General features: G+C 53.4%; 12 protein-coding genes. 1 reads left to right on the top strand and 11 read right to left on the bottom strand.

Annotated features, from left to right (window positions below; translation table 11 throughout):
• Positions 1–20: 20 nt before the first annotated feature.
• The 6 genes from BUB60_RS11845 to BUB60_RS11820 all read right to left on the bottom strand — a co-directional run bounded on the left by BUB60_RS11845 (position 21) and on the right by BUB60_RS11820 (position 8,488).
• Positions 21–1,280, bottom strand: a complete 1,260-nt coding sequence (locus tag BUB60_RS11845) for a substrate-binding domain-containing protein (protein ID WP_073079245.1) — start codon at positions 1,278–1,280, stop codon at positions 21–23.
• Between the two features lie 534 nt (positions 1,281–1,814).
• Positions 1,815–3,665 (bottom strand): ABC transporter ATP-binding protein, encoded by a 1,851-nt coding sequence (locus BUB60_RS11840; protein ID WP_073079243.1) that lies wholly within the window; start codon positions 3,663–3,665, stop codon positions 1,815–1,817.
• A 5-nt stretch (positions 3,666–3,670) separates the two neighbouring features.
• Positions 3,671–5,392: an ABC transporter ATP-binding protein gene (locus BUB60_RS11835; RefSeq protein WP_073079240.1), complete on the bottom strand. Its 1,722-nt coding sequence runs from the start codon at positions 5,390–5,392 to the stop codon at positions 3,671–3,673.
• Positions 5,393–5,566: 174 nt separating this feature from the next.
• Positions 5,567–5,884: a DUF6951 family protein gene (locus BUB60_RS11830; protein ID WP_073079238.1), complete on the bottom strand. Its 318-nt coding sequence runs from the start codon at positions 5,882–5,884 to the stop codon at positions 5,567–5,569.
• A gap of 109 nt (positions 5,885–5,993) precedes the next feature.
• Positions 5,994–7,325, bottom strand: a complete 1,332-nt coding sequence (locus BUB60_RS11825) for an aspartate ammonia-lyase (RefSeq protein WP_073079236.1) — start codon at positions 7,323–7,325, stop codon at positions 5,994–5,996.
• Between the two features lie 371 nt (positions 7,326–7,696).
• Entirely contained in the window at positions 7,697–8,488 is a 792-nt protein-coding gene (locus BUB60_RS11820; protein ID WP_073079234.1) for an EFR1 family ferrodoxin, read from the bottom strand.
• 188 nt (positions 8,489–8,676) lie between these two features.
• Between BUB60_RS11820 and BUB60_RS11815 the strand changes: the two genes are divergently transcribed.
• Positions 8,677–9,342, top strand: coding sequence for a TetR/AcrR family transcriptional regulator (locus tag BUB60_RS11815; RefSeq protein ID WP_084726439.1), 666 nt, complete (start codon positions 8,677–8,679; stop codon positions 9,340–9,342).
• Between the two features lie 85 nt (positions 9,343–9,427).
• Here BUB60_RS11815 and BUB60_RS11810 read toward each other — a convergent pair whose 3' ends face one another.
• The 5 genes from BUB60_RS11810 to BUB60_RS11790 form a co-directional block, all read right to left on the bottom strand.
• Complete coding sequence (locus tag BUB60_RS11810) at positions 9,428–10,018, bottom strand: DUF6320 domain-containing protein (protein ID WP_242941196.1); 591 nt, start codon at positions 10,016–10,018, stop codon at positions 9,428–9,430.
• 93 nt (positions 10,019–10,111) lie between these two features.
• Positions 10,112–11,377 (bottom strand): hypothetical protein, encoded by a 1,266-nt coding sequence (locus tag BUB60_RS11805; protein WP_073079230.1) that lies wholly within the window; start codon positions 11,375–11,377, stop codon positions 10,112–10,114.
• The gene (locus BUB60_RS11800) at positions 11,374–12,333 is read right to left on the bottom strand and encodes an alpha/beta hydrolase (protein WP_073079228.1); all 960 of its coding nucleotides are present in this window, start codon (positions 12,331–12,333) and stop codon (positions 11,374–11,376) included. The genes BUB60_RS11805 and BUB60_RS11800 overlap by 4 nt, the downstream gene beginning before the upstream one ends.
• Positions 12,334–12,508: 175 nt before the next feature.
• Positions 12,509–12,721: a cold-shock protein gene (locus BUB60_RS11795; RefSeq protein WP_073079226.1), complete on the bottom strand. Its 213-nt coding sequence runs from the start codon at positions 12,719–12,721 to the stop codon at positions 12,509–12,511.
• Positions 12,722–12,889: 168 nt separating this feature from the next.
• Positions 12,890–13,189 carry a hypothetical protein gene (locus BUB60_RS11790; protein ID WP_073079225.1) on the bottom strand — a complete coding sequence of 100 codons (300 nt, stop codon included), beginning with the start codon at positions 13,187–13,189 and terminating at the stop codon, positions 12,890–12,892.
• Between the last annotated feature and the right edge of the window lie 54 nt (positions 13,190–13,243).

Raw genomic sequence — 13,243 nt, 5'->3', positions numbered from 1 at the left:
GGCCCTTTATATTGCTGAATTTAAGCCTTGTAGGAATCCGGAACGTCGACCTTCGAGGTGTAGTTGCCGGGCGCCACGTCGTAATCGTTCTGTTTGATGCCGGTGTATTCCTGCACCCACATCAGATACTGCTGATACATATCCTGCGTGATGACAACGGTGGGAAGCAGGACGGAGGCGTATGTATCGCCGTTCTTATGGTTGACCCATTCAGGCCACAGCGTTTCCGGGGTCGCCTGGCCGGACATCAGCGCGTACAGGCCGAAGAAGATGGGCTCGGCATACAGCCTCTGGTCGGTGTAGATGGCCGCTCTCCAAGCGCTGCCTGTTTCGCCGGCATCCCACTGGTTGATGAGGCCCGAACCGCCGAAAGTGGAGCACACGGTGGTTGCCGTCTTGCCGGCAGCGTCGATCGCGCGGGCGGCGCCGTCGGTATAGTCGTCAAAGAAGCCGCTGATCAGCCAGTACTTGATGTCTGCATGGGCGGACACGGTCGCCGACACCAAGTCGTAACCAACCTGGGCGTTCATCAGGCCCGTGACGGAGCCGTCGCAGAAGTAGTAGTTCTTCGCGGAATCCGGGAACTCTTTGAAGAAGACGTCCGTATAGCCCTTTTCTCTCTCGGCAAGCACCGGAACGACGGAGTAGCCAATGAAGATGGCGCCGATTTCGCTGGGCTTGGCATCCGGCCAGGTCTTCTTGGCATACTCGGTGTTGTAGGTTGACATCGCGACGCCGGCCTGATAGTTGTCGAAGCCGATGTAGGGGTGCGCCATTTTGCCGTTGTCGTCGAGGGCGGGGGACATGCAGCCCATCCACGGGATCTTGAGCTCGTTGCAAAGCTCAACGGCGCGCGGATAAATGGTGGAATCGGGGTCGATCAGCAGTCCGTCATAGCCCTGGTCGGCATATGTCTGGATGGTGGTGATGAACAGGTCGTTATCGCTGTTGCAGCTGAAGTCGTTGTACGTCACATTGGCGCGGTCCGACCAAGCCTTGAAGGCCTTGCTGAACTGATCGTACAGAACGCTGGTGCTGGCCATGACGTAAGCGACCTTGTAGTTCTTGTTCTTGCTGTAATCATAGCTGGGATCATAATAGCCCACTTCGGTCGATCCGCTGGCGCCTGGGGTTGCGCTGGGCGTCGTTGCCGGAGCTGATCCGCTCGGCGAGGCGCTCGCGGACGCACTCGGGGATGTCGTCGAGGCGCCCGGACTGCCGCAGGCGAAGAGCGAGGCAGCAAGCATAAGCGCAAGGACGATTGCCATTACTTTTTTCATGAATTAACCTCCTTTTTATATGAACCCTCCCGGGTTACTAACGCCTGTAAAACGAAAAAATATAATATACGGCAAATAAATTACAAAACCGGCTTGACAAGAGTTGACTACTGTGGTAGTCTTCATCTTGAAGCTGACTATTGTAATAGTCATACCGTTTCGCCGACAGCTCGGCGGACAGCCCATTATACGCTTAAATCACGCGGACGGATTTATAGTAAACGCGTCCGCTTGGTTGTGTCGACCATGATGACCATGATGGCGGAAAGACGTGAAAAATGTCGAACATCATGGTAGTTTGCGTTTTCGTTAAAACTTTTGTAATAACCTTATTATAATTTTATTCAAGATAACAATAAATGCTCAAATTGTAGAAACTTGAGCTCTATTTAACTACACTTTGTAGCATCCGAGTAGCATCTGAAAATGGCATATCGACCCGAAAAATTATGACGGCCTGTAAAGCAAACGCTTTACAGGCCGTCTTTATGACAACCGTTTCATTATTTTGGGCGGCGCAGCGGCGCTTACGCCTTACGCGCCGATGCCGCCGCCCATGCCGAGCTGGCTCATCACCATCTCGTAATACGCGCCTTTGTTCGCCATGAGCGCGTTGTGGGTGCCGCTCTCCAAAATCTCGCCGCCGCCGATGACCATGATCCTGTCGGCGTCGCGGATGGTGGACAGCCTGTGGGCGATCAAAAAGCTGGTATGGCTTTTCATCAGCGTCAGCAGCGCCTGCTGTATCTCCTTCTCCGTCTTGGTGTCTACGCTGCTGGTGGCCTCGTCCAGGATCAGGATCGGGGCTTCGGCAAGGATCGCCCGGGCGATGGCGATGAGCTGGCGCTGGCCGAGGCTCAGGTTATCGGCGCTGCCGGTAACGATGGTCTCATAACCGCCCGGCAGGCGCGAGATGAAGTCGTCGGCGTGGGCCAGCCCTGCGGCCGCCCTGACCTCCTCATCGGTGGCCGTGGGCCTTGAATACCGGATATTGTCCGCGATGGTGCCGGTAAAGAGAAAGGTCTCCTGCAGCACCACGGAAAAGCAGCCCCGGAGCGTTTCCCTCGAAATATCCAGGATGTCCGTATCGTCGATCAGAATCCTCCCGCCGTCCAGCTCGTAAAAGCGCGTGAGAAGGTTGACGATCGTCGTCTTCCCCGCGCCCGTCTCTCCCACCAGCGCGACGACCTCGCCGGGGTTCACCGTAAAGCTGACATCCTTTAAAACGGGGCTGCCCGGGATGTAGGAAAACGTCACGTCCTTAAACTCCACCTTACCCTTGACGTCGGTTATCTCGCGGACGTCTTCCCGGTCGGCCGCCTCCTCCGCCTCGTCCAATAGCTCAAAAACGCGCTCGGCGCCGGCCAGGGCCGACTGGATGTTGGCAAACATGCCGGCGATACTGTTGAGCGGCATGCCAAACTGCCTGGAGTAGGTCAGAAAGCTCACTACAAGCCCTACGGACAGCATGCCCCGGACCGACAGGACACCGCCCGCCGTGGCGATGAGCCCGAAGCTGAGGTTGTTGATGACGTTCATAAACGGCATCAGGAAGCCCGCCCAGGTCTGCGCCTTGGCGGAGCAGCTCCGCAGCTCGGCGTTGACGCGGGCAAACTCCGCCGTCACGTTCTTCTGCCGGTTGAACGCCTTGACCATTTTAAGCCCGACGATGTTTTCCTCAATGATGCCGCCCAGAGCGCCCAGCTTGCGCTGCTGCTCCAGAAACAGACCGCTGCTGCGCTTGGAGATGGTCCGGGTGAGCAGCAAAAACAGCGGAATGGACACGAGCGCCACGCAGGTCATCACAGGGCTCAGCGTCAGCATGATGACGAGCGTGCCCGTGATGGTCAGGCAGCTTGACACGAGCTGCGTCGTCGCCTGGGACACCGTTTGGGAAATGTTGTCCACGTCGTTTGTCAGGCGGCTCATGGTGTCGCCGTGGGCGCGGGTGTCAAAAAAGCCCAGGGGGATCTTCTGCAGCTTGGCAAAAAGCTGCGTGCGGATGGCCTTTACAAGCTTTTGCGTGACCTTGGCCATGACGACGCCGTTTGTGGTGTCGGTGGCCCAGGCCGTCAGGTAACAGGCGGCGATCACCAGGAGGATGGTCGTCAGGCCCGCCGTATCCACCGTCCCCGCCGCGATGTTGAAGGTGTTGACCGCCCGGCCGATCAGGAGCGGCAGCGTGATGGACACGGCGGAGGACAGCGTCGTCAGCAGGACGGCGGCCAGCATCGTCCCGCGCCACTGGAGCAGCATCGTCAACAGCCGCCGGATGGTGCCTTTGGTGTTTCTCGGCTTCTGATGGGGCCGAAAGCGCTGGTGGCTGCCGCCAAGCGCCCGGCCGAGGCCGGGCATTTTTTCATAGCTTTTGTTGATCTCCGCCATACGTCCTACCTCATAAACTCTTCGCCGATCTGCGAATCAAATATTTCCTTATAAATCCGGCACGACGCCAGCAGCTCCCTGTGGCTGCCGAAGCCCACGCGCCTGCCGTTGTCCAGCACCAGGATCATGTCGGCGTTCATGGCCGTGGTGATCCGCTGGGTGATAATGACGACCGTCCCGGCGTTCAGCCGGGCGATGCCGCGCCGCACCTTGACCTCCGTCACCGCGTCCAACGCGCTGGTGCAGTCGTCCAGGATCAAAACCGGCGCTTTCCGGACCAGCGCCCGGGCGATGGAGACGCGCTGCTTCTGCCCGCCCGAGAGGTTCACGCCCGCCTGGCCGAGAAAGCTCTCGTACCCCTCCGGCATGCGGGAGATGAAGCTGTCGGCCTGCGCCGCCGCGGCGGCCTCAATAATCTCCTCTTTTGTGGCGCCGGGCTTGCCCCAGGCGATATTATCCCTCACCGTGCCGGAAAAAAGCATGCTCTTCTGCGGCGCCAGCGCCACGCTCTCCCGCAGGGTCCCTGTGTCCATGTTTTTGATATCCGCGCCGTTCAAATAAATCGCGCCGCTGTTTAAATCGTAAAAGTGCAGGCACAGCCACGCCAGCGTGGACTTCCCGGAGCCTGTGGGGCCGATGACCGCCAGCGTCTTCCCCGCCCCGATTTCAAAAGAAAGGTCCCGGATCGCCGGCAGCCCGCTGCCGGCGGGATACGCAAAGGTGACGCTTTTGAACTCCAGCGCCGCCGGGCCCGTGATGGCGCCGCTCCCGCCGCCGGGGAAATCCTCTTCGCTGTTCAGCACCTCCGCGATCCGCTCGGTGGACGCCTTTGTCCGGACGAACATGTTGAAGACGGCGGTGATCATGATGAGCGAGGCCAGAATCTGCGTCATGTACGTCAAAAATGCCGAGACCCTGCCCACCTCGATGCCCCCTCCGGCAAATAACACGCTGCCGAAAAAGAGGATCAGCACGATGCCGATATTGATCGTCAGGGACATCAGCGGGGAAAACCAGGCGATGACAAGCTGGGAGGCGATGCTCTTTGACGCCAGGCTCTCGTTTGCCGCGCCGAACTTCTCCTCCTCGTCGCCGTACCGCCCGAAGGCCTTGACGAGCCGGACGCCCAGGAGATACTCCTGAACGACGGCGTTGACCTTGTCGATGGCGTACTGGACCTTCGCGAACCGTTTGTAGCTCAGACGCATGCTGATAACGATCAGCACTGTTACGACGGCCACCGCCGCCAGCAGCACGAGACTCAGCCGGACGCTCAGGAGCACCGCCAGGATAATGCTCCCCACGCAGGTGACGGGCGCCTTGACGAAGATGCGCATCATGCCGTTGATGAACTGTGTGATCTGATTCGTGTCGTTCGTCATGCGCGTGATGAGCGACCCGCTGTCGATTTTGTCGGCGCTGCTCTCCGAAAAGACGATGATTTTCTTGAACACGTCTTCCCGGAGGTCCGCCCCAAAATTCTGGGAGACCCGGCTGGCCAGAATATTCCGCAGCGCGGCAAAGCACGCCCCGGCGGCGGTGACGGCCAGCATCGTCAGGCCGTAATGCAGGATCACCGACATCTGCCCGCTTTTGATACCGTCATCGATGATCCGGGACATGATCGTCGGCTGCATCAGGTCGCACAGCGCCTCAAGCAGGACAAACAACACCCCGGACAGGAAAAGGACCTTGTACTTATTGAAATACTTCCCGTAAATTCGCATCTCCTGTTACAGCCAAACCCGCTTTCCAACATGTTTTTTCTCATCATAGCATAGGCGCGCGCCGATAAATTTTAACAAATTATGAACAAATCGCCGGGCGCGCGTCCTGCCTCACAGGAAAACACTGTCCTCCTTCGCTCGGGAGGACAGTGCTTCAGCTTGTTATGTCACGGTCTATTTCTTCTCGATCTTGATGTCGGCGTCCTTCGGCAGGGCAAGACCGCAGGCGACCTCGACGCCTTTGATGAGCGCCGCCGGCACGGGGCAGGCCGCGTGCTTGCAATACTTGTGGGCCAGCTCGCAAATTTCCCCGTCTCCGAATTTCGCAAAGCAGATGTCGTACCCGTCGACCTCTTTCAGCTCCTGCTCCAGCGGCTTCAGGTTCGGGCAGTCGGTCTTGAAGTCGACCGTCACCTCCTGCATGTCGTCCGAATCGCACCGGATCGTCGAGCAAAGCCCACAGATTCCGGGATTAACCTTGACTTCCACCATTCCGCATCAGCCTCCTTGGCCATCAGATTATAGGAGCGCGCCGCTCCTGTCTGTGATGATATCACGGTATCGCCCCCGGCGCCACAGCGTTTTGATAAATCTCAGGGCCTCACCGGTCGTGACCGAGCGCCGCCTCAAGGGCCGCCCTGATCTTCTCCGGGTCGCCCCTGTGTTTGTCGATAATGGCGGCAACGGCGCCGTAGCCCAGCTTCCCCGTGTACGACGTGGCGAACGCGTACGAGCCGTTCAAGAGCTCCAGGCACCGCTCCCGGTCGGGCTCGACCAGCTCCACGCACCGGGTCCTGAACAGGAAGACGGTCCGCTCCAGAAGCGACAGGCTCTCCAAAAGTGCGTCGGCGATGAGCGGGAAAAAGGCGTTCAGCTCAAACTCCCCGTGGGCGGCCGCCAGGGTGACGGCGGTATCATTGGCGATGACCTTCATGGCGGCCTGTATCGTCATCTCGGCGATAACGGGGTTCACCTTGCCGGGCATGATGGTGCTCCCCATCTGCAGGGGGGCCAGCCGGAGCTCGCCAAAGCCCCCGTGGGGCCCGGAATTCATAAGGCGGAGGTCATTGGCGATCTTCATGAGGCTCACCGCCAGGGCCTTCAACAGCCCGGATACCTCCACAAAAACGTCGTTGTTCTGCGTGATGTCCATGGGGTACTCGGCGACGGCCAGCCCGATGCCCGTGAGGCTCCGGAGCTGCTCGATCACCTCGTAGCGGTACAGGCGCTCGGCATTGTCCGACATTCCGACGGCGGTGCCGCCGAGGTTGACCTGCCGGAGGCGCTCCTCCGCCTTGTAAAGCCGCCAGCGGTCCCGGGCGATGGCCTGGGCGTACGCCCCGAACTCCGCGCCCAGCGTTATCGGCACGGCGTCCATCAGCTCCGTCCGACCGAGCTTCTTGATGCCGTCGAAGTCATTTTCCTTCAGCTGGAGCGCCGTCTGCAGCTTGGCGCAGCCGTCGGACAGGTCCCGCAGCAGCCCGATGGCCGCGACGCGCAGCGCCGTGGGATAGACGTCGTTTGTGGACTGTCCGCGGTTGACGTCGTCCAGGGGGTGGAGCAGCGCGTAATCCCCGGGCTCCCCGCCCGATATCCTGAGGGCCAGATTGGCGATCACCTCGTTGACGTTCATGTTGGTGGACGTCCCCGCGCCGCCCTGCAGCGCGTCCACGATAAACTGGTCGTCCGCTTCCCCGGCCAGAATCCTGTCGCACGCCTTGAGTATCGCCTCGTAGACGCCCTCCCTGCCGGCGCCGAGCTTTAAATAAGAGAGCGCCGCCGCTTTTTTGACCGTCACAACAGCGTAAATCAGCCGGAGGTTTGTCCTCCTGTACCCCAGCGCGAAATTCTTCGCCGCCCGCGCCGTCTGCAGGCCATACAGCGCATTTTCGTCGATCTCCATCGCGCCCAGGCCGTCCTTTTCTTTTCTCACGGGGCTGTCACCTCTCTTTTTGGTTTTGTTTTTCGGGCAATGCCACGACCGTCCCGCAACCGTGTAATTATTGTAAAATATGTGATTAAATGCTAGAATACAATTAGGCGCTGCCATAGCGATAGGCGGTTGACTGCCCCTGAAAGGGGGTGATGCCGTGTACATAACATTGCCGGAACTGTTACAGTTCTGCCTTGTTGTCATCGGCGTTATTGGACTTGTTATCAAGGCCAAAAAGAAATAACCGCCCACTCTCCAAAGTAACGGTTATTTCTTAGCCAATACTGAGGGGCTGACCGCTTATCGGCAGCGCCTTTTTCTTGCGCTCATTATACATTTCCAGGATATTCATGTCAAGTGGGAGCAAGCTTCTAATAACCATTCAGCTTTGCCAGTTCCCGCCATGGGATATCGGGATGCGTGTACCGCTTTTTGCTTTGAGTTTTTTCCTTGTAGTTGATGGCTTTCGCCGGGCAATGCTGAATACAGGCCAGGCATTGCTCGCAGTGGTGTTTGAAATAGGGCTTTTTGTCCCGGCCCAAATCAATGTTGTTTACAGGGCAGACCTTTTGACAGATACCGCAATGCGTACACGCGCCGGATACATTGAAATGCTTATCCGCACGAGGGATAAAGTGCATAATCCCCTTATACATAAGCTGCTGGAACGGCTTGACTCTCGATGCTGCCAGATCGACGGTCCTTTTTTTAATGTTACCGATGATCGGCTCCAAATCACGGGTCGACTGCCGGGTTTCCTCTTCAACCGTATCACGCATGTCATACATGATGATATAGTTTGAAAACATATCGAGTTTTTCAGCGTAACTGAGCGTGATTCCTTTCCGCTTCAGCAAATTGCGCAGTCCGACTGTCGCGTTGCAGGCGCGGTCAACACTCCCGCAGGTGGCAACGGCAAAAAAATAGGCGTTCTTGTTATTTCGAAAATCAAATCGCGAAACAAAATCCCGGACCCTTGCAGGCATCCCCCGATAATAAGTTGGATAGACAAAACCAATAACATCGTATTCATCTGTCAGGGTATAGTCCTTATGGCAGCCCATGGACACAATTTCGCAGTTTTCCAGTTCTTCTGAGATTTTCTTTGCGGCCCATAAGCTGTTGCCTGTCCCTGAAAAGACGAAAATGATGTTTTTTCTCATTATATTTTAACCCCCTTTGTTATATGGCGTGGATATCGTGTGCATATTTACAAAAAGAGCCGCCTTAACAATTAATCTCTCAAGCGGAATATATATTCCGCTTGCAGGTCACATTATACGGAATCATGATTCCGTTGTCAACATCCATTTTTTAAGGTAAAATAGAGCGGAAAGAGGTGGCTGCCTTCATGCTAAAGAAAGAACGCACTTCGGGCGAAACATGCAACGCCGGCGAAGCAGCGGGCGTACGGCCAAATGATCCCCGCTTTTCTGATTCCGAAAAGGCGCTGCGGGCAGACGCGAAACAAAACAGAGAGCAGATATTGCAAGCGGCCCATAAGATTTTTGCCGAAAAGGGGCTGGCCGTTCCAATCAGCGAGATCGCCCGCCAAGCCGGCATCGGCATCGGCACGGTATACCGCCATTTCCCCACCAAAGACGCATTGTTCAATGCAGTCAATATCAGTTATAAACAAGAGCTTACGGAGGAAGCCAGAGCTCTTATCACGCATCCCGATCCCGGCAAGGCGTTCTTTGACTTCTTTTTTCGCATCATGGAAGAGGGCTTTACCAGCAGGGCGGTAAGGGACGCTTTCAGAATCGGCACTTTTCGTGTACGGACGGCAACGTCCGGTGTGCTGCTGGACTTTCAGTCGGCATGTGCCGAGCTCCTCACCCGGGCCCAGCAGGCAAAGGCGGTGCGGGAAGATATTGAAGTTATGGATTTGATCGCCCTTATGTCCGGTCTTCTCATGGCTATCGATGAGCACGAAGGCGTTCCCAACAGAAACAGATTCAACCAATTGCTGTCTATTGTTTGTGACGGGCTTCGTTATAAAAAACAGGCGCTCTAAATGAGCGCCTGTTTATCGTGTTATATCCCGCTTATCTCTGCCAAAACAAGGAAGCTGGGCTGTGTAATCTGTTCGAACACGCCGCTTATATATGCATTCTTTTATTCCATTCATTTTTAATATCTTCCCCCTGGAAAATGAATATTCCGGCAAGGAAAATAACGCTGACTGCAATGCATATCACGGACGGGTACAGGACTTGTACCCAACCAAACAGAATAAAAATGACCGGGAGGATGCCAAACAAGCCGTCCAGCATGGCGTAGGTAATATAGTCTCTGATACTGAGCTTCATAATCCTCGCTGTTATATACATGACCAACTCGGCCGAAACATAGATGATAGGCATTAAATAATTTATGGACCAGCCTCTCCAGCCTGTCTGCCAGTCCCACAAAATTGAAAGCAACGTCACAACGGTCACCTGCCACATGATCGTTTTCGGTATGTTATGGCTTTTTCGAACAATGACGACCAAGCTCAGCCACATGCTGACAAGTCCAAAAACGACAAATAAAGGCCAGTTCACATCCGTGGGGAAGATCATACGGATGGCAAAGCTGGCAACGACTGCCGCAAAGGATATGAATACCAGTATTCGTATGGCAAGATGGCGCTCATAAGCAGGCGATATAACAGGGAAAACCTCTTCCTTCCCTTTATCAGGGTCAAGCATTGAAAGAGTATTTCCGCATAACACACATCTTTCCTTAACCCCCCGGATTTGAATCCGGCATTGCGGGCAATACAGCATATCATTATCCTTTCACTAGAAGCTGGACGATATTTCTATATCGATTCCATAATCGGACAGCACCCGAAAAAAATTCCTTTGTATATCGGTTTCCCGATAAGGGGAGGAAATGCTGACCACCAGCCTGTCACCGTAAGAACAGAGTGTCATTTGAGGCCTCGGGGCACTTGTGCAGACGGAAAACTGGCGGATATAGGGAGCGAATTCCAAGGGCATGGTTATTTTCCCGATATTCGATATAATCGATGTGGTATGTCTGACCGACTTGCTCACCACCAATCGCGCGACGAGATCTTTAATAGGCAGCGGGACGATACGTGCGAACAGGTTCCGCTCAATCGACATATATTTATTTGACTGATAATCAAGCTGTTCGACCGTCAAGGCCTTCTTAAAGCGTTCGCTTATACCCTGAATCACAGTAGTCAAATCCTCAGTATCGCTGTCAAAGCGATAGCTGATATTAATGAAACCGAAAAAATTCCTCACTGTAACCGATTCATAATACTGACGCAGATTTACGGGTACGGTTAATACAACAGGATATTTTCTTCCGCGTGCGCGCATTTCTTTACCGATCGCATAAACAAATAATGACGCGAGATAGGCCGTTAATGTCACGTCGTTTTTATGGGCCTCATCCAACACCTTTTTTGCCGACATGGAGCCTTCGATAAGCTGCATTCTGTTATCGTCAAATCTTACCCCGCGGATCTGATATGCTTTTGCGTCCTTAACGTCAGCCCTGTTTCTTTTACCGCACTGGCCAATAAAATGTTTACCGAAGCTATCATCCATCAACCCGCTGACGGAGGCATTGTCCGTTGCCGCCGCTGTGTTTTCAAATTTACCTTTGCCGATGAGAATTATATAATAATGTACAAGAGTCTGGAGAAAACGAAGCGCGCCGGCGCCGTCGGACAGGGCGTGGAATACTTCAAGGTTGATTCTGTTTTTGAAAAAAGAAACCCGAAACAGCAAATTATATCTGAGCCCTACGTAAATCGGGGCGCATACCGTGTTCGATTCCATATGAGCCTCAGGGCGCATGTCGCTTTTCTCCATGTAATACCAGAACATACCCCTTCTCAGGACCGATTTATAGACGGGGATATCGTCAATGGTCTGATCGAGCGCCTTTTGCAGGAGCTCAGGCTTTACCGCTTCAGTAAGCTCACACGCAATTCGAAACACCTTTGGATCTTTCAGGGTCCATGTTGCAGGAAATATTTTTGAGGCATTGTCAAGTCTTGACCACTCAACATATTTTTGAGCTTTCATTTATCAACCTCATTCGCCGGTATATTTAAATCTGACGCATTGCTGCCGTCACATAAAAAGCTATTGATGCTTTCATAACATTTTATCACCGATTTCGACCTTTTGGGAAATGCAAGGAAGCCATGCAGCGCTGCTTCTATCCGGCAAATACACACGTCATTTTGAAAATCTCTCAGCCTGTTTCCATAGGCCTCTCCTTCATCCCGGAGGGGATCGTACTCGGCTGTAATAATCAATGTTTTCGGCTGATTTGACAGATCGTCCGCCAATAAGGGCGCAACGTACGGGTTAAGCTTATCTTCTTCGTTTCGAATATACAAATCCATATAATTTTGAATTTTTTCTGCTGTCAATAAATAGCTTGACCCATATTCCCGAACAGAGGGAAATGGTGAATTCTCGCTATGATCATAATATGTGGCGGGATAAATCAAAATTTGTTTGCTCGGCCAAAACTCTCCTTTGTCCCTCGCCATCAGCGATACAACCGCGGCCAGGTTGCCTCCGGCGCTATCGCCTATCAGAGTAATATCCTCTGCTGTACAGTCTATCAGGCACGGATCGTTAAATATTTCTCTGGTGACATAATAGCAGTCTTCCAGCCCGGCGGGAAATGAATTTTCCGGAGCGAGCCGATAGTTCACCGACACAACCGTGTGTTTTGTCTGCTCGGCCATATACGCGCATATTTTGGTATACGTATCGATGTTTCCCGTAACCCAGCCCCCGCCATGGTAAAAAATCATGACTTTCGGCAGGCCGTCTGTTTTCGGGCGGAAAACGCGCACCGGTATTTCCCTGCCATTTACCGTCATTTTTCGGTCAAGGGCGCCGTAGATCGGCTTAAAATAAGGATTTGCCAAGCGCAAAAATCCACGGTATATTTTGTAATACTTCTTGACATTTGCCAGGATGTTTGAAACAACCTTTAATACCGCTTTTTCAAACTGATTCATGGGCTCCCTCACTTGCTATGTGCCGCATATTATCCAAGCTATTTCCGGAGCTGGAATAATAATAAATTATTACCCGATAGCTGCTAATAATAATAGCGTGGGACACATATGCCCCGCGCTATTTTAGGATTAATGGCTTACAGAGATACAACTTGCGCCGCCCGCCAACTGCCAGCTAAGCTAAGCGAACGTTCGCAGCCCTCGTTTTTTGCCTGTTTTTAGGGTCGCTTTCAATATCAAAAGTAACCTTTTGGCCTTCCTCAAGAGATTTATAACCCGTCGCCGTGATAGCGGAAAAATGCACGAACACATCGTCGCCGCCTTCCTCATTGGCGATAAACCCAAACCCCTTGTCTGCATTAAACCACTTTACTGTGCCAACGCTCATATTGACTCTCCTAAATATTTACATTTCAATATTAACAAAAATCACACGCTGTAAATCAAAGATAAGAACAATGATTTACAAACATGTGAGATCAAGACGTTCATATTGATTGCAAATATTATATCATCATCAAAGCGTATAGTCAACTGCCAATTCCTTGAAACTCCATCAAGGCGCCTTGGCTTTTTTTACCGGCTTTTTTATCGACTTTTTAAGTGCCTTGGCATGTTCCTGCATCGCTTTTTTCTCTAAGATCAGTCTTTCCGCAGCCGCCGCCTGCGCCGCTGCGTTATGACTGACCATCTCGTCCGAATATTTTTTATACTGTTTAGCGGTTTCTGCGTCTTCCAGCACTAAAAATGCTTGAATAGCCGATGGATAAATGAATTTCTTTTTCTCGTTTGTCTTGCTAAATTGTACTGTGACAAAGTCCGTTCCATGTTCAATGATCTGACCTCTTCCAAACACCTTATGATTTATAAACTCACCGTTAAGATTAATATGACTCGCCCTCCATCTGTT

Source organism: Sporobacter termitidis DSM 10068, assembly GCF_900130065.1.
Classification (GTDB): Bacteria; Bacillota; Clostridia; order Oscillospirales; family Oscillospiraceae; genus Sporobacter; species Sporobacter termitidis.
Note: the sequence above shows the minus strand (reverse complement) of the source record. Positions and strands in the feature narration are given on the sequence as shown.